The 22,492-nt window shown below is 28.6% G+C and carries 25 protein-coding genes and 1 pseudogene; 19 read left to right on the plus strand and 7 right to left on the minus strand.

All coding sequences use genetic code 11. From position 1 onward, the window contains the following. Together ADFLV_RS00325 and ADFLV_RS00330 are read right to left on the minus strand one after the other, a co-directional pair. Window positions 1-1,341 carry a nitrogenase component 1 gene (locus ADFLV_RS00325; protein ID WP_129011434.1) on the minus strand — a complete coding sequence of 447 codons (1,341 nt, stop codon included), beginning with the start codon at window positions 1,339-1,341 and terminating at the stop codon, window positions 1-3. 101 nt (window positions 1,342-1,442) lie between these two features. Next, on the minus strand, window positions 1,443-1,973 hold the full coding sequence (locus ADFLV_RS00330; protein WP_129011435.1) for an NAD(P)H-dependent oxidoreductase: 531 nt from the start codon (window positions 1,971-1,973) through the stop codon (window positions 1,443-1,445). 102 nt (window positions 1,974-2,075) lie between these two features. Here ADFLV_RS00330 and ADFLV_RS00335 point away from each other — a divergent pair, with 102 nt between their 5' ends. The 5 genes from ADFLV_RS00335 (at window position 2,076) to ADFLV_RS00355 (ending at window position 5,456) form a co-directional block, all read left to right on the plus strand. After that, complete coding sequence (locus tag ADFLV_RS00335) at window positions 2,076-2,420, plus strand: winged helix-turn-helix transcriptional regulator (RefSeq protein WP_129011436.1); 345 nt, start codon at window positions 2,076-2,078, stop codon at window positions 2,418-2,420. A gap of 75 nt (window positions 2,421-2,495) precedes the next feature. Continuing rightward, complete coding sequence (locus tag ADFLV_RS00340) at window positions 2,496-2,885, plus strand: NifB/NifX family molybdenum-iron cluster-binding protein (RefSeq protein ID WP_014472773.1); 390 nt, start codon at window positions 2,496-2,498, stop codon at window positions 2,883-2,885. Between the two features lie 9 nt (window positions 2,886-2,894). Further along, window positions 2,895-3,866, plus strand: a complete 972-nt coding sequence (locus tag ADFLV_RS00345) for a NifU family protein (protein WP_014472774.1) — start codon at window positions 2,895-2,897, stop codon at window positions 3,864-3,866. After that, a complete protein-coding gene (locus tag ADFLV_RS00350) occupies window positions 3,863-4,228 on the plus strand; it encodes a NifB/NifX family molybdenum-iron cluster-binding protein (protein WP_014472775.1) in 366 nt (121 codons plus the stop codon). The genes ADFLV_RS00345 and ADFLV_RS00350 overlap by 4 nt, the downstream gene beginning before the upstream one ends. Beyond that, window positions 4,218-5,456, plus strand: coding sequence for an FprA family A-type flavoprotein (locus ADFLV_RS00355; protein ID WP_014472776.1), 1,239 nt, complete (start codon window positions 4,218-4,220; stop codon window positions 5,454-5,456). The genes ADFLV_RS00350 and ADFLV_RS00355 overlap by 11 nt, the downstream gene beginning before the upstream one ends. A gap of 70 nt (window positions 5,457-5,526) precedes the next feature. Here ADFLV_RS00355 and ADFLV_RS00360 read toward each other — a convergent pair whose 3' ends face one another. Beyond that, complete coding sequence (locus tag ADFLV_RS00360) at window positions 5,527-6,354, minus strand: LysR family transcriptional regulator (RefSeq protein ID WP_014472777.1); 828 nt, start codon at window positions 6,352-6,354, stop codon at window positions 5,527-5,529. A 97-nt stretch (window positions 6,355-6,451) separates the two neighbouring features. On the opposite strand from ADFLV_RS00360, the gene ADFLV_RS00365 reads away from it, so the two are divergent. Both ADFLV_RS00365 and ADFLV_RS00370 read left to right on the plus strand, forming a co-directional pair. Continuing rightward, window positions 6,452-7,630, plus strand: a complete 1,179-nt coding sequence (locus ADFLV_RS00365; protein WP_129011437.1) for a YbfB/YjiJ family MFS transporter — start codon at window positions 6,452-6,454, stop codon at window positions 7,628-7,630. Between the two features lie 8 nt (window positions 7,631-7,638). Continuing rightward, window positions 7,639-8,256 (plus strand): LysE family translocator, encoded by a 618-nt coding sequence (locus ADFLV_RS00370; protein ID WP_129011438.1) that lies wholly within the window; start codon window positions 7,639-7,641, stop codon window positions 8,254-8,256. On the opposite strand, the gene ADFLV_RS00375 is transcribed toward ADFLV_RS00370, so the two are convergent. Beyond that, window positions 8,251-8,472 carry a hypothetical protein gene (locus tag ADFLV_RS00375; protein WP_129011439.1) on the minus strand — a complete coding sequence of 74 codons (222 nt, stop codon included), beginning with the start codon at window positions 8,470-8,472 and terminating at the stop codon, window positions 8,251-8,253. The two genes, ADFLV_RS00370 and ADFLV_RS00375, sit on opposite strands and share 6 nt — an antisense overlap. 32 nt (window positions 8,473-8,504) lie before the next feature. Here ADFLV_RS00375 and nifB point away from each other — a divergent pair, with 32 nt between their 5' ends. The 8 genes from nifB to ADFLV_RS00415 all read left to right on the plus strand — a co-directional run bounded on the left by nifB (window position 8,505) and on the right by ADFLV_RS00415 (window position 14,191). Next, window positions 8,505-9,989: a nitrogenase cofactor biosynthesis protein NifB gene (gene nifB / locus ADFLV_RS00380; RefSeq protein ID WP_014472780.1), complete on the plus strand. Its 1,485-nt coding sequence runs from the start codon at window positions 8,505-8,507 to the stop codon at window positions 9,987-9,989. A gap of 13 nt (window positions 9,990-10,002) precedes the next feature. Then, complete coding sequence (locus ADFLV_RS00385) at window positions 10,003-10,293, plus strand: hypothetical protein (RefSeq protein ID WP_129011440.1); 291 nt, start codon at window positions 10,003-10,005, stop codon at window positions 10,291-10,293. A 67-nt stretch (window positions 10,294-10,360) separates the two neighbouring features. Beyond that, on the plus strand, window positions 10,361-11,476 hold the full coding sequence (gene nifV / locus ADFLV_RS00390; RefSeq protein WP_129011441.1) for a homocitrate synthase: 1,116 nt from the start codon (window positions 10,361-10,363) through the stop codon (window positions 11,474-11,476). Further along, on the plus strand, window positions 11,458-12,264 hold the full coding sequence (locus ADFLV_RS00395) for a hypothetical protein (RefSeq protein ID WP_129011442.1): 807 nt from the start codon (window positions 11,458-11,460) through the stop codon (window positions 12,262-12,264). Before nifV ends, ADFLV_RS00395 begins: the two co-directional genes overlap by 19 nt. A gap of 9 nt (window positions 12,265-12,273) precedes the next feature. Then, window positions 12,274-12,483 (plus strand): CCE_0567 family metalloprotein, encoded by a 210-nt coding sequence (locus ADFLV_RS00400; RefSeq protein WP_014472787.1) that lies wholly within the window; start codon window positions 12,274-12,276, stop codon window positions 12,481-12,483. A gap of 10 nt (window positions 12,484-12,493) precedes the next feature. Beyond that, window positions 12,494-12,736 carry a hypothetical protein gene (locus ADFLV_RS00405; RefSeq protein WP_014472788.1) on the plus strand — a complete coding sequence of 81 codons (243 nt, stop codon included), beginning with the start codon at window positions 12,494-12,496 and terminating at the stop codon, window positions 12,734-12,736. Between the two features lie 3 nt (window positions 12,737-12,739). Continuing rightward, window positions 12,740-13,738 (plus strand): leucine-rich repeat domain-containing protein, encoded by a 999-nt coding sequence (locus tag ADFLV_RS00410; RefSeq protein ID WP_014472789.1) that lies wholly within the window; start codon window positions 12,740-12,742, stop codon window positions 13,736-13,738. A gap of 9 nt (window positions 13,739-13,747) precedes the next feature. Further along, a complete protein-coding gene (locus ADFLV_RS00415) occupies window positions 13,748-14,191 on the plus strand; it encodes a nitrogen fixation protein NifQ (protein ID WP_014472790.1) in 444 nt (147 codons plus the stop codon). Window positions 14,192-14,193: 2 nt separating this feature from the next. Here the strand turns inward: ADFLV_RS00415 and ADFLV_RS15275 are convergent. The 3 genes and pseudogenes from ADFLV_RS15275 to ADFLV_RS00430 all read right to left on the minus strand — a co-directional run. Next, a pseudogene (locus ADFLV_RS15275) lies at window positions 14,194-14,772 on the minus strand (methyl-accepting chemotaxis protein); the annotation flags it as partial. 692 nt (window positions 14,773-15,464) lie between these two features. Next, window positions 15,465-15,851: a PAS domain-containing protein gene (locus tag ADFLV_RS00425; RefSeq protein WP_129011444.1), complete on the minus strand. Its 387-nt coding sequence runs from the start codon at window positions 15,849-15,851 to the stop codon at window positions 15,465-15,467. A 225-nt stretch (window positions 15,852-16,076) separates the two neighbouring features. Then, a complete protein-coding gene (locus ADFLV_RS00430; RefSeq protein WP_129011445.1) occupies window positions 16,077-16,973 on the minus strand; it encodes an RluA family pseudouridine synthase in 897 nt (298 codons plus the stop codon). Between the two features lie 148 nt (window positions 16,974-17,121). Here ADFLV_RS00430 and purB point away from each other — a divergent pair, with 148 nt between their 5' ends. Genes purB through ADFLV_RS00450 form a run of 4 tightly spaced genes read left to right on the plus strand, consistent with a single transcriptional unit; the run spans window position 17,122 to window position 22,318 of the window. Then, on the plus strand, window positions 17,122-18,450 hold the full coding sequence (gene purB / locus ADFLV_RS00435) for an adenylosuccinate lyase (RefSeq protein WP_014472794.1): 1,329 nt from the start codon (window positions 17,122-17,124) through the stop codon (window positions 18,448-18,450). A gap of 14 nt (window positions 18,451-18,464) precedes the next feature. Continuing rightward, window positions 18,465-20,849, plus strand: a complete 2,385-nt coding sequence (locus ADFLV_RS00440; protein WP_129011446.1) for a ribonucleoside-diphosphate reductase subunit alpha — start codon at window positions 18,465-18,467, stop codon at window positions 20,847-20,849. A gap of 59 nt (window positions 20,850-20,908) precedes the next feature. After that, on the plus strand, window positions 20,909-21,928 hold the full coding sequence (locus tag ADFLV_RS00445; RefSeq protein WP_014472796.1) for a ribonucleotide-diphosphate reductase subunit beta: 1,020 nt from the start codon (window positions 20,909-20,911) through the stop codon (window positions 21,926-21,928). 18 nt (window positions 21,929-21,946) lie between these two features. Next, window positions 21,947-22,318 (plus strand): hypothetical protein, encoded by a 372-nt coding sequence (locus ADFLV_RS00450; protein WP_129011447.1) that lies wholly within the window; start codon window positions 21,947-21,949, stop codon window positions 22,316-22,318. The last annotated feature ends 174 nt before the right edge of the window (window positions 22,319-22,492 follow it).

A 22,492-nucleotide genomic window follows, 5' to 3' on the forward strand; every position in this document is an offset into this window, starting at 1 on the left:
TTAATTCCCCCAAGGTTCAGGGTTACCAACTATTTGGAATACTTTATTATTAACAGCATTACAAACATCAATAGCAAGGTTTACTAAACCACTATAAGCTCCATAACTCACTTTTTTCTCTTGGTTTACATCAACAAAAGCTACTTTTTTCTTAATTGCTGTATATAAACTTCTTCCACCTGCAAGTAAGATATCAATATTGTGTTCATCAATTAATTTTGATTGTTCACTTGGGTCTTCCATCAAAATTTTTACATATTGAGCACAAATTTCTCTATCTTCTAATGTAGCTTTTTTTACACTTGTTGCAACTACATCAATTCCTATATCTTGTAAAGCACTAGCAATTGACCAAGTTTTATTTCCACCTGTATTTAAAATTGCTTTTTTGCCCTCTAAAACTTTTCTATATGGAATAAGTGCAACTTCAAGTTTTGCTTCTTCTTCAGCAATAACAGCTTCAGCTCTTTTTGATAACTCTTCATCTCCAAAAGCATTTACGATACTTCTAATTGCATTTGTTGTATCTCGTTTTCCATAAAATGAAATAGAAATATATGGAATTTCATATTTTTCTTGCATTTTTCTTGTTAGACTTATAAGTGATTTTGCACAAACAATTACGTTTAATTTTGCAGTGTGAGCCATTTGAATATTTTCAATTCTTCCATCACCTGCAAGTGTTGAAACAACTTTTATCCCAATTTTTTCAAGTAGTGGTGTATATTGCCACATATCACCAGTTACATTATATTCTCCAATCAGATTAATTCCAAAAGGATGAATCTCTTCTGGTTCTCGTGTTCCAATTAATTGATGTAAAACAGATTCCCCACCAAGTCGTGAGCCTAGATTTTTACCACCAACAAAACCTGGAGAGTGAATAACAACTACTGGAATACCATGTTTTTTTTCCATTCTATCACATGTATTATCCATATCATCACCAATCATTGCAGTTACACAAGTTTCATATACGAAAATACCTTTTGGATTTTTATGTTCAACAATATAATCTATGGCTTCTTCAAGTTTTTTATCACCACCAAAGATTACATCATTTGTATTAACATCTGTTGTAAATCCTGTTACTGTGTTATTCTCACCATGATGAGAAGTTAAAGTTTGTCTTGTCTCCCAAGATGCTCCAATACAAGTTGCAGGAGAGTGAACTAAGTGAACAACATCAGCAAAAGGAAAAAGTGCGATTTGAGCTCCCTCAAATGCACAACCTCCGCTTGTTGCTCCTGGTTTTGGTTTATCACATGATGATTTTTTTGTTTTATTATGAGAACATGCACTTTCGCTTAATAATTCTTTGATTAATTTTTTATTTACCATAACGTCCTCTTTTGTTTTGGATTTTTTTATGATTTATGCAAATTCTATTCCCATAAGAGATAAGTTCTAAATGTCTGTTTAGACATTTAGAATTAAAAGAATTATTTAGATAGTTGATTTATATATTTTATATAATCTTCTGTGTATTTATTTAATACTTCTTCTGGTAGTTTATATTCTGTTCCATAAATAATAAAAGGTTTTTTGTAATCCATTTTTATGTAGTTTGACGTACCTAAAAACGGAAAAAGAAATTCTTCAACACTTTTCTTATCTTTTCCAGTTTCACTAAACGCTTTTTCATCTCCTCCACAACTAACAACAACAGCAAAAGGTTTATTTTCTAATTTATAATTAGCACCATAAGCAAAATCATATTCAAGTACAAGATCAAACCACTCTTTTAAAAGTGCAGGTGAACTAAACCAATACATTGGAAACTGAAAAACAATAACATCATGTTTTAACAATAACTCTTGCTCTTTTTTTACATCTATTTTAAAGTCTGGATAGTTTGTATATAAATTGTTTATAGTTACATTTTCTAAGTTACTAATTGCATTTGTAAGTTTTTTATTTACAACTGAATTTTCAATATTTGGATGAACTAAATTTACCAATATTTTTTTCATAATTAAAGCCTTTTTTATAAATTTAATTGGATTATATATAATTATAAAATAAAATGTAAGTATGTACTTTTATGTAATATACTATCAATTAGGAAAGTGTCTATGAAAAAAAATGAAGAGAATAATATCACGGAAACGCCATTTGGTTATACTTTATCTCTAATTTCTGGAAAATGGAAAATGATAATTTTATATTTATTAGCTGAATATGAAGTTATAAGATACAATGAACTACAAAGAAAAATAGGTGCAATTACTTATAAAATGCTCAGTTCACAATTAAAAGAGTTAGAAGCGGATAAATTAATCACAAGAAAAGAATACCCAATGATTCCACCAAAAGTTGAATACAGTTTAACACAAAGAGGGAAATCTCTTATTCCTATTTTAGATGCAATGTGTGAATGGGGTTATAAAGAAAGACCTGACATAAATTGTATTATTTAAAATAAAAAATCACTCTTTCATTATTAAGGAATAGTATTTGCATTACTCTTTTTGTTAAACAAAAGGAGTCTTACAATGATTGCTATACCATTAGACAAAAAAGATTCAACAACAATATCCGAATTGTTTGGAAATTCAGCTTATTTTGCTTTTTTAAATGAAGAAACAGGACATTTTAAAGTAGTTAAAAATCAAGCTTGTGGAGATGGATTAGAAACAGCTAAGTTTCTTTCAAAACAAAATATTGACAGTACAATTTTTTATCATATGGGAGAAGGAATTTTCAACTTTTTTCAAGAAAAGAAATTGAAAGTTTATAGTTGCGTAAAAAACTATCTAAGTATAGATGAAATTTACAGACAGATATTATCTGACAAATGTAAACTTGTAACAAAATCAAATTGTTCTACTCTTTTGGATTCAGGAATGCCAAGTGGTAGTTGTGCTTGTAGTTCAGCAAAATAGGAATAATTTATGAAAAAGGATTTGGAATATTATCTTAATTTAGAGTATCCCTTTGAAAGTTATTTTGGTGAAAATGAGATAGGTGATGCTTATTTAGTTCAATATTTAGATTTTGATATAAAAGCTGCAAGTGAAGATTATGAAGAAGCAGTAGAACTTGCAAAATCCTATCTAAAAGAATATATAAAAAAACAATTGGAATTAAACAAAGAGATACCAAATCCAAATGAAGGAATGAGATTTATGGAACATAGAACAGCATTAGAAGCATATAAGAATCAAGATTTTAAAAAGGCTTTTGAAATTTGGAGCCAAGAGGTTAATCATAAAAATGATCAAGCAATGGCAAATTTAGGTTTAATGTATCTAAAAGGTGAAGGTGTAGAAAAAGATTTCTCAAAAGCAAAAGAGTGGTTTGAAAAAGCAAGTATTTATGATAATGATTCAGCAAATTTCAATTTAGCTTTAATGTATCAAACAAAAATTGGTGTTGAAGAAGATATTGAAAAAGCAATAGAATATTTTAGAAAAGCTGTTAGAAAAAATCACATTCAAGCAGCGTTTAGATTAGCTTTAATTTTATTAAAAGATAGACAAAACCTTGAGCGATTAAAAGAAGGTTTTGACTGTATGATAAAAGCTGCATTAAATGGGCATGTTATGGCAAAAGTTCAACTAACAGGTTCAGACAAAAATATAACTGATATAAATGAATTAAACCAATTTTTTAGAGCACAAGATTTAGAAACACAACTAATTACAGTAAATGATGCTCTTGAAAGATATATAAGACCAATATTGAAAAAAGATGGTGGAGATATAGTTTTAATTGATTATAAAAATGAGCCTGAAATTGAGTTAAGACTTGCATATCAAGGGGCTTGTGTTGGCTGTTCAATAGCTTCAACTGGAACATATGAGATGATTAAAAATACTATTGAACAAATAATAGATAAAAGGGTTAGGATTTTTATATTATGAAAATTGCGTTTGCTTCACAAGACAATATTCATGTTAATCAACATTTTGGTTGGTGTAAAGAGTTTTTTATTTATGAAATAATTGGTGAAGATTATACTTTTTTAAAATCTGTTGATTCTTCACTTGAAATTGATGATGAAATAGAAAAACTTTCATATAAAATAGAGTGTCTTGAAGATAGTGATATTTTATATGTACAGCAAATTGGACCAAAGGCTTCAATGATGGTTAAATCATGTAAAATTTTTCCAATGCAATCAAGTAGAGAAAATGAAAAAATTATTGATATTTTGGAGCAATTTATAAAAATGCAAAAAAATCCTCCTCTTTGGATGAGAAGGTTATTACAAAATGAATCATAAAAAACCAATACAAATAGTTGAAAATATTTATTTTATAGGTGCTTTTGATCCTGATATTAGAACATTTGATATTATTATGAAAACAGCAAATGGTTCTTCATATAATGCTTATTTGATAAAAACTTCTGAAGGTGTAATAATAGTTGATACTGTAAAACTAGAGTTTCAACAAGAGTTTTTTTCAAAAATAGAACAACTTTGTTCTTATGATGAAATTAAGTATGTTTTATGTCACCACTTAGAACCTGACCACGCAGGTGCAATTCCAGAACTTATAAAAAGAGCTCCTCAAGCAAAAGTTTTGATTTCTCCTCAAGCAACACCTATGTTAAAAGCAATAACAAATAATGAAAATATTGATTTTGAAACCGTTTGGACAAATAAAGAGTTGAAATTAGGAGAAAAAACAATTAAGTTTTTAACTACTCCATATTTACATTGGCCAGAAACAATGAGTTCTTATGTTGTTGAAGACTCTCTTCTTTTTAGTGGAGATGTTTTTGGTAGCCATTTTTATGATAATAGATTATTTGATGATTTAGTTGGAGATTTTTCTTATGCTTTCAAATATTATTATGACCATATTATGAGACCTTTTAAAACATATGTTTTAAATGCTCTAAAGTTATATGATAAACTGGAGATTAATATTATTGCAACTTTACATGGACCAATAATTAGAGAAAAACCATATAAATATATTGAACTTTATAGAAAATGGAGTTTAGATAGACCTGAAAATATTAGTTCTTCAAATAAAATAATCTCTATATTTTATTTAACAAGTTATAAAAATACAAGGGATATGGCAGAAGCTATCTTTGATGGAGCAGAAAGTATAAAAACTATAAGGGCTAGTTTATATGATTTAGCTTCAATAGAAGAGCAAAATATGATAAATATTCTTGAAGAGAGTGATGGAATACTTATTGGAACACCAACAATAAACGCTGATGCTCCAAAACCTGTTTGGGATTTATTATCTTGTATGATGTATTTAGAAAAAAGAGGAAAAACAGGACAGGCTTTTGGAAGTTATGGTTGGAGTGGTGAAGCTGTAAATATGATTTTAGATAGAATGAAATCACTTCATTTTAGAGTTCCTCCAATAGAGCCAATGAAAATAAGACTTATTCCTAATGATGAAGAATTAGAAAATTGTTTTAATTTTGGAAAGGAGTTTGCTCAAATTGTAAATGGCAAAATGATTGAAATAGATATGAATTAAAAAATTAATTACCGATGAGTATAAAACTTTACAGGGGTTTAACTAAAACGATACTCATCGCTTATTAATTTTACAACTCCATATCTTTTAAATATTCACTAATTTTGGGAATATAATCTTTTCTACAAACTAAACAAGTTGGGATATTTGCCTCTTTTTTTGGTAAAACAGTGATTTTAATATCTTTATCATAACCCATTTTTTTTACAATACTTGTAGGAAGTAAACTTTTTCCCATTCCCACTTTTATACAAGAAAGAATAGTTTCTAAACTTCCAAAGCATAGAGATTTTTCTACAAAAATATCTTTTTGTTTATAATAATCTCTTAAAAATTCATCATAAACACAACCCTCTTTGAAAGTTAGAGTTACATTTGGAGTGTTGTTTTCTTGTGGTTCTAAAATGGCTATCTCTTCTTCATATTTTTTTAAAATCATTAGAGAATCATTTTTAGGTTCACCACTAATAAAAGCAATATCAATTTTATAATCTAATATCAATTGCATAATATCTTTAGTTGTTCCCGTAAAAAGTTCTAGTTGCATTTTTGGAAAATCTTTGTGAAGTTGTATTAAAAAAGGAGAGATTCTAACAACAGCATTACACTCAGTTGAGCCAACTTTTAAATGACTCATTTGTTCATCTTGATTTAAACTTGATATTGCATTTTCCATCTTACTTATTATTTCTAAAGCTTGTGGATAAAATTTTTCACCTGAAGGTGTTAAAATCACACCTTTTGGAACTCTATAAAATAGTTCAAGTCCTAAAATCTTTTCAAGTTGTTTTATTCTTGAAGTTACGTTTGATTGGGCACATTTTAGTTCATTTGAAGCAAGAGAAATACTTTTTTTATTTGCAACACTAACAAAAACTTTTAATAAATTCATATCCATATCATTTTCCCTTATATCACCTATCATTATTGATTATTTGACACTAGATAACCTTTAGTGATATGATACCGTAACTTAACAGACGAAGGCTTTAAACATGAATAGACTTTTAAACAAAGATGATAATTTATCCATCTTAATCGCTGGTATATTCGCAATTATTGTTGGTATTGGAGTTGCAAGATTTGCCTTTACTTCTTTAATACCTTCAATGTTGCAGGATTATTTAGATATTACTTTTGCAGGAATTTTAGCTTCACTAAATTTTGCAGGGTATTTAACAGGTTCAATTTTATCTGTATTTATAAAAGATATAAATCAAAAAGTAGTATTGTTTAGAATTGGGTTAGTTTTAGCAATACTTACAACTTTTGTTTTAGGATTTAGTACAAATGAAACATATTGGATAATTGCAAGAATAATAGCTGGATTTGCAGGTGCTATGGCTTTGGTAGTTGGTTCTGCTATTGTTATGACAAAATTGAAAATAGAGAGTAAAACTAAAGCGATGGGGATACACTTTAGTGGTATTGGATTTTCTATTTTAACTACAGATTTAATAAATAGATATATTTTAAGTAGTGGTGGAACTTGGCAAGAATCTTGGAAGGTTTTGGCTATTTTTGGAGCAATTTTATCAATTTATTCGATTTATATCTTATCATTTGATAAAGAAGTAAAACAAAATGTGGTAAAACACAAATTTGATATCTCAATATTTACAATATTTGTTATTTTATTGATTATGGCATACTTTACAGAAGGTGTTGGTTTTGTTGTTCAAGGAACATTTTTGCCTGATATTATAAATAATCTTCCAGGACTTGCAGGTTATGGAAATTTAACTTGGACTTTAGTAGGACTTGCTGGAATTCCTTCTTGTATTATTTGGATGAGATTAGCTCACAAATATGGAAGTATAAATATAATTATTATTGCTTTATTGATTCAAATGGTAGGTATCTTAATACCAACATTTACAAATAATATCTATTTGAATCTTTTAAGTGGTATTTTTTATGGTGGAACTTTTATTGGTTTAGTTGCCCTTTTTATGAATCTTGGTGGGCAACTTGCAAAACATAATCCAGTTGTTTTAATGGGAGCTTTAACTACTTCTTATGGAATTGGACAAGTTATTGCTCCACTTTATAGTGTATATTTGATTGAAAAATTTGGTAATTATGATTATGCTTTATATCTAACTGCTTTTATAGTTTTTGGAGGAGTATTATTACTTTTTATTGCCAAAAAATTTGAAACGGAAAAAATTTAGGAATTTTATTGGAACAGTATTTAAACGAATTTGTATTTTTAGCTAGTGCAATTTTTTTGGCTCTTATGAGTCCAGGACCTGATTTTATGGTTACTTTAAAACAAAGTATAAATCATGAAAGAAAATATGCAATTATTAGTAGTTTTGGTATAAGTATAGGAATAGTTTTCCACTTAGCTTATACGATTTTAGGTTTTTCTTTTATAATAAAAGTTTTTCCAATGTTCTTAGATATTATAAGATACATTGGAGCTACTTATTTAATATACATAGGATATAAAAGTTTTAAATCTTCTCACATAAAAATTGAAAAAGATAATCAAAAAAAGATGACTATCAAAAAAGCTTTTATGTTAGGATTTTTTTGTAATGTTTTTAATCCCAAAGCAACAATGTTTTTTTTATCTATATTTTCAATCATTGTAAATGAATCAACACCTATGTATGTTCAACTTTTATTTGGTCTTTTTTGTGTTATAGCAAATTTCGTTTGGTATTCTTTAATTGCTCTTTTTCTTACTAGAAAAAAAAGTATTGAACTTTTTGATAAATATTCAAATATTATAAATAAAGTTATAGGAGCTATTTTAATATTTTTTGGTCTTTATTTTATTATCTCATCATGATAAGTCACTTAAATTAGAAACTTTGTAAATTATATCTTTTAACTCATTTAATTTTTTTATTACTGCATCATTACAAGGTTTGTCTAATTTGTATCTTGCTTCTATAAAATCATAAATATTATCTATATTTCCATATATCTCTTTTAATAACTCTTTTTTTATCTCTTCTTGAACTCTCATAATATCTTCCTTATTTGATATGGATTTTATATGCATTTTTTATTCCTATTTTTTGTATGGAACATTAAATGCATTGTGTTGATAAATCAAATAAGGAGTTATCTATGAGTTGTTCGTGTACTTCAAGTAGTTCTCAAGAATCAATCCAAGAAGATATAATGGCAAAAATTAATAATCATCCATGTTATAGTGAAGGTGCTCACCAACACTATGCAAGGATACATGTTGCTGTTGCACCTGCTTGTAATATTCAATGTAACTACTGTAATAGAAAATATGATTGTTCAAATGAGAGTAGACCAGGTGTTACTAGTAGTAAATTATCACCAGAAGAAGCAGTTAAGAAGATTTTATACGTTGGTGGTGAAATTCAACAACTTTCAGTTGTAGGAATTGCAGGACCTGGTGATGCATTAGCAAACCCTGAAAAAACTTTTAAAACTTTTAAAATGTTATATGAAAAAGCACCAGATTTAAAAATGTGTTTATCAACAAATGGACTTATGTTACCAGATTATATTGATCAAATCCAAAAATATAATGTTGACCATGTAACTGTGACTATCAATTCTGTTGATGAAACTGGTGAAGTTGGTTCAAAAATCTATCCATGGATTTTATGGAATCACAAAAAAGTATTTGGAAAAGAAGCAGCAAAAATCCTTTTACAAAGACAACTTGAGGGAATCAAGATGTTAACTGAAAGAGGAATTTTAGTAAAAGCTAACTCGGTTTTAATTCCAGGTGTTAATGACCAAGAATTACCAAATGTTGCTAAAAAATTAAAAGAGTTAGGTGTATTCTTACATAATATCATGCCTTTATTATCAAAACCTGAATTTGGTACATATTATGGACTAAATGGGCAAGCAAGCGCAACTGACCAAGAAGTTATGGCTGCTCAAGAAGCTTGTGGAATGGATATGAAATTAATGTCACACTGTAGACAATGCAGGGCTGATGCAGTTGGATTAATTGGTGAAGATAGAGGTGAAGAGTTCACTAAAGATTCATTTGTAAAAATGGATTGGGAAGAATTAACTAAAAAATATGATATCAATGCACGAGCTGCAAAACATCAAGTTATAGAAAACTGGAGAGCTGCACTAGAAATTGCAAATGAAAAAATCAAAATTGCACAAGCTAGCAAAGAGCAATTAAGTTCAACAGGTGAGACTAAACTTGTAGCTGTTACAACTGCTGGTGAGGGAACTATCAACTTACACTTTGGTAATGCTAAAGAGTTCCTAATCTATGAAGCTGGAGACAAAGCTATCAAATTTGTAATGCATAGAAAAGTAGAAAATCCATATTGTAAAGGACCTGAAGATTGTGATGGTTCTTATCCAATTGAAGAGATTAAAAACACACTAAAAGATGTTGATATTTTATTAACAGAAAAAATTGGTGGTTGTCCAATGGATGAATTAAAATCAATTAACTTGATTTGTGATGATTCTTATGCACTTCAACCGATTGAGAAATCAGTATTTGCAGCAGTTCAAAAATATTTCTATTCAGATACTGCAAAATCTGAAAAAGAGTTAGGGTAAAACCTAACTTTTTATGTCAATGAAGAACAAACCTACAGTCATACTTTTAAAAGGAAATGGTCCAGTTTCTATAAATAATGAATTAATGGAATTAATCACAATAACTACCTCTCATGGATTTATTGGTTTTCCTCTAAAACAACTTCGTGCACAAAAAGTTGTTGTTTTAAATGATTATGACAAATTCTTAACAATTGAAAAAGAAATCACAACAAAACCTTGCTGTTTCATATTTTCTTACGACGAATTACAATCAAAAGATTTTGACCTTATTAAATCAGAAAAGTTAGAAATTTTAAAATAATTTTTAACTCTTCTAGTTTTGGAATAGATTTTGCATGTATATTAGTATCGAAATTAAAGGTTAGTATATGTCAATAATTAATGATACAACTTTAAGAGATGGTGAACAAACGCCATACGTAGCATTTAACACAAAAGAAAAGTTACAAATAGCACAACTTCTTTATGAAGCTGGAGCTGATGAACTAGAAGTTGGGATTCCTGCTATGGGTAAAAAAGAACAAGATGATTTAAAAGAGATTCTGGCACTTAATTTACCTATTCAAATAATGAGCTGGAATAGAGCTACATTGAGCGATTTGGATGAATCATTGAAGTGTGGACTTAAAGCTGTGGATTTATCAATCCCTGTATCAGATATATTAATTGACGTGAAATTTAATGGCGATAAAAACAGGTTGTTAAAACAACTTGAAAAAGTAGTTGTACAAGCTAAAAAAGAGAATCTATTTGTTTGTATTGGTGGAGAAGATTCAAGTAGAGCAAATCTAGATTTCCTAAAAGAGATTATGACTTTAGGAAAAGAGCTAGGGGCAAATCGATTTAGATATTGCGATACTGTTGGTATTTTAACACCAAACACGACATACGAAAACATAAAAAATTTAAGTTCTGCTAATTTATTAGACATCGAAATGCATACACATAATGACTTTGGGATGGGGACTGCAAATGCCATAGCTGGTTATGAAGCAGGAGCTATCAGCGCGAATACCACTGTTATTGGCATAGGCGAAAGAGCTGGTAATGCGTCATTTGAACAAGTTTTAATGTCACTTGTTCGATTACTTGGAGTGAAAAAAGAGATTAATTCAAACGCTCTAAAATCTTTGATAAAAACAGTAAGTAGCGCATCAAATAGAAGAGTTGATGCTAATTTACCAATTATCGGAAAAAATATATTCTGTCATGAATCTGGAATTCATGTAAATGGTATGATGAAATCAAAAGCTGCATATGAACCTTTTAATCCAGATGAAGTTGGATTAAAAAGAGAGTTTCCTATAGGAAAACACTCAGGAAGTTCTACTTTGGTTTATCATCTACAATCATTAGGCATTGAGCCTAATATGGAAATCGTACAAAAAATACTTCCAAAAGTTCGAGAAATTGTAACTAATAGAAAAAAAGTATTAAGTACAAAAGAATTAAAAGAGTTATACCTATGTTCATTGGATATTTGAAAAGTGATTTTGAAGAGAATTTAGAAGAGTTATTTACTCAAAATCCTCTTTTAGACATATCGTTGTTAAAACAAACATATACAGTTTTTCCTGAATACTGCTTTGCTGCTTATGAAAAAGCAGAAATTGTTGGGATATTAAGTGCTTATGTTTTTGAAAAGTATGTTTATGTAAATGTATTTGAAGTTCTAGAAAAATATGAAGATGTATTTACTAGATTGATTTCACTTTTATTAAAAAATATACCAAATGAAAATGTTGTTCTCTTAGTTGAAAATAAAAAATGTATAAAATTAATTGAATTAGGTTTTAAAGAGTTTTGTAATTTCTCAAGAATGACTCATTCTGGTGAGGCAGTTGCTTTTAATTTTTCAAATTCAACTGCAAAACAAGTAAGTGGTGAGTTTTATGACGAAGTTTCAAAAAGAATTGATAAAAAAGTTTTTCATCAAAATAGAGAAGATTACATAAAAAAAGATTGTCTTTTCTCAAATTCTTTAAAACTTTCTACAATGCATGGATTTTTACACTCTTATGTTGTAAATAAAAGATTTATCAAAATCTCTCCATGGCTTATGGATAGTGAAGCTTTTATTGATGCAGAAAAACTTCTTCGAGGAGTTTTATATTATAGAGGATTAAAAAAAATTTATGCCTATGCACCATCAAATGAAAAAGAGATTATTGAACTTTATCAAAGCTATAAGTTTAAAATCGATGGAGATTTTAAACTTATGTATTTGACTGAATTGCCAGATATAAAACTTGAAAACCTATATGGATTATAAGGAGATAAAATGGAACCAACTCACGAAGAGCAAAAAGAACTAAAGAAAGAGTTAGCAAAATACAAAAGAAAAGTGGTTGAACTTGCTGGTGAAGTACATGATATTGTTGAAGATAGAATCTGGACAGATTATGTGAATTTACCTAAATTAAGTGAAGAGATAAACCTTGCTATGAAAGAGGTCCTTGATTTTCAAGAACTACATCCATATTTAAAATAAGTAGTATACCATGGAAAAATTAGAAGATAAAGTCATTTGTGAGTGCGGTGAAAAAACTGTTGCCCAAGCTATAGAAATCTTCAAACATACTGATTTGCCATATAAAAAAGCAAAAAAACTCGTAACAGGTTGTAATCAAACCTGTTGTAGAAGACCTTTAATGGCATTGTTTAATATGGTTGAATTTGGTGAAATCGACTATGAAGAGATAGCTTTTTTAATTGATGCAAAAAATGATAGGTTAAAGGATTAAGCTATGGGAAGTGATATTGAAAACTTCGTTAAATGGATTAGAGCAAATGATTTAACTCCAATAATGTCAACGCATAGTGATGATTTGGAGTTTTTAACACATCTTGATTTATCAAAAAGAAATCTTAAAGATTTACCTGAATCTATAGGCGTTTTAAAAAATCTTAATGTTTTAAAACTATCAAATAATAGAATCAGAAAACTTCCAAAAGCAATTGGAGAGTTAAAAAAACTTAGAAATTTACAATGTGAAAATAATTTGATTGAAGAACTTCCTGAAACTATAGGTGATTTAGAAAATCTAATGATTTTAAATCTAAATGTAAACAGAATAAAAGTTTTACCAAAAGGATTTTATAAACTAGATTCACTCACAAGATTGACTCTTGCTTCAAACAGAATTGAAAGATTAGATTCAGAGTTTAAAAACTTATCAAAGCTTTTATATTTATCTTTAGAAACAAATGAATTAGAAGAGTTGCCTGTTGATATCTTTGAATTGATGAAACAACTTTATTATTTAGATTTATCTTTTAATCATCTTAATTATTTACCATCTTCTTTATCAAAAATTAAAGAGTTAGAAACTTTACTTTTAGAAGGGAACACTATAAAAGAATTGCCATCTTTAGAGAGTCATGATATGCTTTTGAAACTTGATTTAAGTGATAATAATTTAGAAAGTTTAGATTTTGATATTAGTAAATTAGAAGATTTGAAAATTCTTAGACTTGATAATAATCTTTTAACATCAATTCCTAATGAAATTTGTAATTTACAAAATCTTATGAGTTTAAGTGTTAGTTCAAATAAACTAAAAATTCTTCCTGAAAATATAGGAAATATCAATACTCTTCATGAGCTGGATGTGGAAGATAATGAGCTTGAAACTTTACCAAAATCAATAGAAGAGTTAGAAAATCTAAAAGAGTTGTATATAGATAATAACAAAAATCTTAAGAAACCAGAAAAATTAGAATTAGAATTTTGTGATGTCAAGTAGGAGAAGAAGATGAGAGATTTAGTATTAATGGAAAAACAAATTTTACAATTGTTACAATTTCATGCAAATGATGATTATGCAAAAGATGAACTAGCTCCATTAATTGCTAAAACATCTTTAGAATTAGGACATTTGTATTCAGATTTGGGATTAGCAAGCAGAAAAGAGATGGGAGAACTTATGTCAAAAAATTTCACATCTTTAGCAAATTTAAAACCAGAAGATATTAGATGGAAAAAATATTTATATGATTGTATTGGTAAAACAGCACCTGCATGTGCCACTTGTGGAGATATTTCAAACTGTTTTAACTGCACTTTAAATCCAGAAAAAAAAGAGAATAAAGAAATCCTTTTACCTCAGAGATTTGTCTCGGGTAATAAGGATTTAGTTATTTTAGTCTCTTTTGAGGTAACTATTATCTTAATGTCTTTTTTTCTAATTTATGAGTGAAATTATAAGTTATCTTTAGGATGTACAGAATCTTTCCCAACAAATGCTTTTTCATTTGCATTTGCAACAATTAATTTTGATATTTTATCTGTAACAAGAGTTGCTTCATAAGATTCATTTGCAATTGTTGCATTTAATTGAGTTTGTCTATCTAAAAGATTTATTGAATCATTTATTTGCTCAATTCCTAATAATTGTTCTTTTGATGCATTCTGAATATCATTAATTATACTTGTTGTTGAAGAAATATTTTCACTTAATTCTTTATAACCTTCTATCATATTATTAGCAATATTTTTTCCATTATTAGCTTTTAGTGTAGCATTTTCAACTATTTTTTTAATCTCTTTAGCTGCATCAGCGCTTCTATTTGCCAAATTTCTTACTTCTTGTGCAACAACTGCAAATCCTTTTCCTGCTTCACCTGCTGTTGCTGCTTCAACAGCAGCATTTAGTGAAAGAATATTTGTTTGAAAAGCTATTTGATCAATTACAGTTATTGCTTCATTTATTGAATTAACTTCAGTATTTATCTCTTCCATAGCAATTGTCGTTTTATTTGCTAATGCTTCACCATTATTTGAAACAAGAATTAACTCTTTTGATAATTCTGTCATTTTAGATATTTTATCAGTTGTATTTCTTATATTGCTTGTAATCTCTTCTAATGCAGCAGCAGATTCTTCTAATGATGCTGCTGTTTGATTTGAGCTTTTATTTAGCTTATCAATATTTTCAAGTAAGATTTCTGATTTTATATCTAAAGTTAAACCATTAGATTTATTTTCAATTAACATAGTAGTAATTGTTTTTCTTAAATCATTTACTCCATCAACAAGCATTTTAAATTCACCTTGAAGATGTGGCATTTCGATTTTTTTTACGTAATTATGATTTGAGTAATCTTTTAGTGTTTGAAGAATAGTTTCTATTATAACTCGTAGATTTTCTACTAAAGTGTTATATGTGTTTGATATATAGTTTAATTTTTCATTTGATGTTTCTACATGATGAATTTCATCATCAATGTTTCCATCTGCTAATTTCTCAGATATCAGCATTATTTCGCCAAATACTTTTAACTCTTCTTCATTTTTTAATTTTAAAGAGTTATTTATTTTTTCTATTTTATTCTTTATTTGTTCGTTAAATCCTGTACAAGTACCAGTTATTTCAGGTAGAGAGTTGATTTTATTATTTATAAATAAATCAATGTTATCAAGAGCTTCTAATATGTCAATATTGCCTTTATTTGAAAAAATCATAAAGCTCCTTATTTCATTGTTCTATAAAGCATTTCGGCTTTTTGTATTTCTTCTTTTGTAGGTTTTACTCTAACAGAAATGTAACGAATCTCCCCATTTCTAGTTTTTGATGGATACGCAGTTGCATTTACCCAATAATATCCACCATTTTTTGTACTATTTTTAACTATTCCATTCCAAATCTTACCTGCTTTTACTGTTTTCCATAAATCTTCAAAAGCAGCTTTTGGCATATCTTGATGTCTTACCATACTATGAGGATTTCCAATTAATTCTTCTTTTGTGTAGCCTGCAATTATGCAAAAGTCACTGTTTGCATAAGTTATTATCCCTTTTTCATTTGTTTCAGAAACAATCATCGTTTTTTTATTTAGTTCAATTTCTCTATTTTTCAAATGCATCTCTCTTTTTTAACAGTTAAATTTTATTAGTGATTTTAATATTTTTCCCTTAAAAAATGATAAATATTTATTTTTAATAATATTTGATAAAAATTATTAATATATATAAAATCAATGAATGAAGGTTCATATAGGTGATTATATCTATGATGTGTATTTTTCTTAAATAATAAAATAATCTTTTTGTGTAAAGCTAATTTATAATAAAAATTTATATCACTAAAATAGAAATTCTTTATATAAATCTTTATTTTTTGAGAAGATTTTATAAGTAACATTTTTATATTCAAATTCTAAATAATTTGCATGAAGCCATAAACGATTTGATTTTGTTACAGTAAATCTATCTTCTTCACTCAAAGTTTTATTTAGATAGTTTTCTGCATTTTCATCATCAACTCCATAAATTGGGTCACCTAAAATCGTATGACCAATTGAGTGAAGATGAACTCTAATTTGATGTTGTCTTCCAGTTAGTGGTAAAGCTTCAATTAGTGTTAAATCTTTTTCTTTATTATATTTGATAGGTTTTATAATTGTTATTGATTCTTTGCCTTTATCACAAACCATCATTCTAACCCCAATAGCTTTTCCTTCTCTATCAAGTCCTTTATTAATTGTTATCTCTTCTTTTAATTCACCTTGAACAATTGCTAAATAAGATTTATGATATTTTTTCTCTTGAAACATCTCTTTTAAATCAATCTCACTTTGTTTATTTTTTCCTACAATTACAAGCCCAGATGTTTCTGCATCAATTCTATGTATTAAATTTGCATTTTCTCCAAAATGGTAACGAATTTCATCAAGTAAAGAGTAAGGAGTATTTTTTGAAATAGGATGAACCATAAGATTTGTAGGTTTATCAAATATGGCAAAATCTTTGAACTCTAAAAGAGGCTTTAATCCTTTTGTCATTCCCTCAAAAACAGCAATATAGATATAATCAGTAGGTATAACGTCTCCTGTATTTATTGTATTCATATTTTCATCAAAAATTCTTCCTTTTGATGTTAGTCTTTGCCCTACTTTTGGGTCTAATCCTAAATTCTGAATTAAAAATATTTGTATTTTTTTATCTTTAATTGCTTTATGTTTTCTTAATGTAAATGGCAAATTTTTTTCCTATGTTTTTTTTCAAATTCTATTATTTTTTATTAGATTTTTTAATTTTAGATTTTGTCTTTTTAGATACAATATCATACTAAAATTAATGAAAATTTTTAATAAAATTTATAGAAAATATGATTACAAGGGACATTAGATGGTTGAAAGATACGCAAGAGAAGAAATGGCAAAGAATTGGACGCAACATGCAAGATATGCAGCATGGCTTGAAGTTGAAAAGGCTGCTGTAAAAGCTTGGAATAAATTAGGACTTATTCCAGATTCTGATTGTGAGAAAATTGTAAAAAATGCAACTTTTTCAGTTGAAAGAATCGAAGAAATCGAAGCTATTACAAAACATGATTTAATTGCTTTTAATACAAGTGTATCTGAATCATTAGGAGATGAATCAAGATGGTTCCATTATGGTATGACTTCATCAGATGCTGTTGATACAGGTGTTGCACTTCAAATGAGAGACTCTTTAAAAATTATTATTGAAGATGTAAAAATGTTGATGGAATCTATCAAAAAAAGAGCATTTGAACACAAAATGACTCTAATGGTAGGTAGAAGCCATGGTATTCATGGTGAGCCAATTACTTTTGGTTTAACATTAGCTGTTTGGTATGATGAAGTTGCAAGGCACTTAAAAAATTTAGAAGAAACTATGGATGTTATTGCAGTTGGACAAATTTCAGGAGCTATGGGTAACTTTGCTCACGCACCACTTGAACTTGAAGAGTATGCGATGGCAGAACTTGGTCTTAAACCAGAACCTTGTTCAAATCAAGTTATTCACAGAGATAGATATGCTAGACTTGCTACGGCTTTAGCACTTTTAGCATCTTCTGTTGAAAAATTTGCAGTTCAAGTAAGACATTTACAAAGAACAGAAGTTTACGAAGCTGAAGAATATTTTGCAAAAGGGCAAAAAGGGTCTTCTGCAATGCCACATAAAAGAAACCCAATATTAACTGAAAATATTACAGGACTTGCAAGAATGATAAGAGCTTATGCAATTCCTGCTATGGAAAATGTTGCACTTTGGCATGAAAGAGATATTTCTCACTCATCAACTGAAAGATTTTGGTTACCAGATGCTTTTATCACAACTGATTTTATGTTACATAGAATGAATAGCGTTATTGCAAATCTTACAGTTATGCCTGAAAATATGATGAAAAACTTAAACTTAACTGGTGGATTAGTATTCTCTCAAAGAGTTTTATTAGAACTTCCACTTGCTGGTGTAAGTAGAGAAGATGCTTATAGAATTGTTCAAAGAAATGCTATGAAAGTTTGGGAAGAGATTCAAAAAGGAAAACCAACTACAAATGAAAAAGGTGAATCTTTATATCTTCAATATCTATTAGGTGATGAAGAGTTAAGAGCATCATTAAGTGAAGAGCAAATTAGAGAGTGTTTTAACTTTGATTATTACACAAAAAATGTAGACGCTATTTTTAATAGAGTTTTTAAATAATAAGGTAGTATTTTATGGGAATTATGATTCAAAAAAGAAATGGTCGTAAAGAAGTTTTAGATATTACTAAAATTCAAAAAATGACTGTAGAGGCAACAGCTGATTTAGATGGTGTTAGTCAAAGTGAGTTAGAGCTTGATGCTCAAATCAAATTTATTGATGGTATGAGTAGTTCAGATATTCAAGATGCTTTAATAAAAACAGCAGTTGAAAAAATAGATATAGATGTTCCAAACTGGACATTTGTAGCTGCTAGATTATTTGTATTTGATTTATACCATAGGGTTGGAAAAGTAACTCATGGTATTAAAGGTGAGCCATATTGCCATTTAAGAGATTATCTAAGATATGGTAAAGAAGCTGGAAGATTAATTCCAAGTTTGGGTGAAGGTTATGATTTAGAAGACTTAAATGCATATATTAAACCTGAAAGAGACTTTTTATTTAACTACCTAGGTATTAAAACTTTATACGATAGATATTTAATCAAAAATAGAAATGCAGAGCCAATAGAACTTCCTCAACAAATGTTTATGGCAATTGCAATGTTCTTAGCTCAAGATGAAAAAAATAAACAACAATGTGCAAAACAATTTTATGATGTTATTTCTAAATTTGAAGTAATGCTTGCAACTCCAACATTATCAAATGCTAGAACAAATAGACATCAATTATCATCTTGTTATATTGGGTCAAGTCCTGATAACATAGAAGGTATTTTTGATGGATACAAAGAGATGGCACTTTTATCTAAATATGGTGGAGGAATTGGTTGGGATTGGAACCAAATCAGAGCTTTAGGTGGAGTTATTGATGACCACAAAAGTGCTGCTGGTGGAACTGTACCATTCTTAAAAATCACAAATGATATTGCAATTGCTGTTGACCAATTAGGTACAAGAAAAGGTGCAATTGCTGTTTATATGGAACCATGGCATATGGATATTGTAGATTTTGTTGATTTAAAGAAAAACTCTGGTGAAGAAAGAAGACGTGCTCACGATTTATTTCCTGCACTTTGGATTACAGATTTATTCATGGAAAGAGTTTTAGAAGATTCTCATTGGACTTTGTTTGATCCTTATGAAGTTAAAGATTTAAGTGAATGTTATGGTGATGAGTTCAAAGCAAAATATATTGCTTATGAAAATGATGAATCTATCACAAAAGATAGAATGAAAGCTAAAGATTTATGGAAAAAAATCTTAACTTCATATTTTGAAGTTGGAAGTCCATTTTTATGTTTCAAAGACAATGCAAATAGAGCAAATCCAAATTCACACGTGGGACACATCAGAAGCTCAAATCTTTGTACAGAGATTTTCCAAAATACAAATCCAAATTACTACAAAATTAGACTTGAGTTTGTAGATGGATCAGTATCAACTTATGATGAAGAAGATTTAGTATTAGTTGATGGTGGAATTACTAAAAAAGCAAACAAAGTTTCTGCACTTGATAGTATTAATGGAAAAAGAGTATTTATAGTTGAGAAAGAAAAAATTGATGGAGATACAGCTGTTTGTAACCTAGCTTCTGTAAATCTTTCAAGAATAAATACAAAAGAGGACATCGAAAGAGTAGTTCCAATTGCTATTAGAATGCTTGATAATGTAATAGATTTAAACTTCTATCCACTTAAAAAAGTAAAAGTAACAAACCTAAAATCAAGAAGTATTGGTCTTGGTGTTATGGGTGAAGCTGAAATGTTGGCTGAATATAAACTAGCTTGGGGTTCAAATGAACACTTCAAAAAAATTGACCAAGTTATGGAATCAATTTCATATAACGCAATTAAATCAAGTTCAGATTTAGCAATTGAAAAAGGTATTTATCCAACATTTGAAGGTTCAAAATGGTCTTTAGGAATTATGCCTCATGACCATGCACCACAAGCTGTAAATGCACTTGTAGATAAAGACTTATTTGATACTTCTTATGATTGGGATGTATTAAGAGAAAAAGTTAAAAAAGATGGTATGAGAAATGGTTACTTAATGGCTGTTGCTCCTACTTCATCTATTTCGATTTTAGTTGGAACTACACAAGCAATTGAGCCAGTTTACAAAAGAAAATGGTTTGAAGAGAATTTATCAGGATTAATCCCTGTTGTTGTACCAAAATTATCACCTGAAACTTGGGCATATTATACACCTGCATTTGAAATTGATCAATTACAAGTTATTAAAGCAGCTGCAATTAGACAAAAATGGATAGACCAAGGGCAATCAACAAATATTTTTATGAGTTTAGATAAAGCAAGTGGGAAATATTTACATGAAATCTATACATTAGCCTGGAAGCTTGGACTTAAATCAACATATTATTTAAGAAGCCAAAGTCCAGAAGCAAAAAATGATGTAGAAGATAGAAGTATGGAGTGTGCAGGTTGTCAATAAGATAACCTCATTTCATAAAATAGATTTGAATAAAATATTGAAAATATAGAGGACTACTAATGGAAAGAAAAACTAATTATAACCCTGATTCTAAAGAGAGCTTAAATGATAGAAGAGTTTTTGGTGGAAATAGTGATGGAATGATCAATTTCACAAAAATGAAATATCAATGGGCATTGAATCTTTGGGATACAATGGAAGCAAATACTTGGTTTCCAAGAGAAGTTCAGATGACAGGTGATGCAAAGGATTATAAGTTTTTAACACCAGCTGAAAAAAGAATGTATGATTTAGTTTTAAGTCAGCTTATTTTTATGGATTCATTACAAACAAATAATTTGATGGATAATATAAATCCATATATAACTGCACCTGAAATAAATGCTTGTTTAGCAAGACAATCTTATGAAGAAGCGAATCATAGTAAATCTTATGCGGTTATGGTTGAGTCTATTTCAGATAATACAGATTTGATTTATGATATGTGGAAAAATGATGCAAAATTGAGAGAAAAAAACAAGTATATTGCAGATGTTTATAAAAATCTTTCAGGTGAAATCACTGATGAAAAGATTGTTTTAGCACTTTTTGCAAATCAGATTTTAGAAGGTTTATATTTTTATGCAGGATTTGCAGCTATTTATGCCCTTGGAAAATCAGGAAAAATGCTTGGGTCTTCACAAATGATTAGATTTATCCAAAGAGATGAAGTAACTCACCTTTTACTTTTCCAAAATATGATAAATAGTGTTAGAAAAGAAAGACCTGACTTATTCACACAAGAGTTAGAAGAAACTGTAAGAGCAATGTTCAGAAAAGCGGTAGAGCTTGAAGCATCTTGGGGAGCGTATATCACTCAAGGTCAAATTCTTGGATTTACAGATGGAATAATCAAACAATATATTCAATATTTAGCAGATAGAAGACTTGAAGCTGTTGGATATAAACCAGAATACAATGTAAAACATCCTATTCCATGGGTTGATGGTTATGCATCTTTCAATGACCAAAGAACGAATTTCTTCGAAGGGAATGTTGTGAATTATTCTAAGGGTTCTATTGATTTTGATGATTTTTAGAGTATATGAGGAAAACTTATGGGCTCTAAAAATAGAATTTTATTAGGACATATAACAAATAGAATTACACATTATTTTAGGAATACATTTGAAAATGATATTTATATTACTAAGGTTACAGCTGAAAAAATTAAGATTAAACATTCACCTTTAGATAAAGAATTTATTTATAATAATAATTTTCAAATAATTGTTGATAATACAATTTATATAAATTATGATGTGGAAGATAATTCTTGGGAGTGTTTATCTAAAATTGAAGATAAGTATTACTTTTATGTACTAATTGTAAATAATAAGTCTACTCATGTTAAAAGTTTATATATTCCTAAACTTAAGAAAATTGAAGTGAAGTTTTTTAAAAATGAAAAAGCAAAAAAGATACTCTAGAAGAAGAAAAATTACAACAAACTAAGAGGCGGGAGGGAAGCTCCCCGCATCTTTCCTGAACTGGTTACGCCCCGCAAAATGCTAAAAGTTCAAGGCACATGGAATCCCGTGTTTCCACCTCTCTCAATTTATTTTAAGTATTCTTACATAAAAATAGTAAAAATATGCTTATTC

The sequence above is a fragment of the Arcobacter defluvii genome (assembly GCF_013201725.1).
In the GTDB taxonomy this organism is placed as follows: domain Bacteria; phylum Campylobacterota; class Campylobacteria; order Campylobacterales; family Arcobacteraceae; genus Aliarcobacter; species Aliarcobacter defluvii.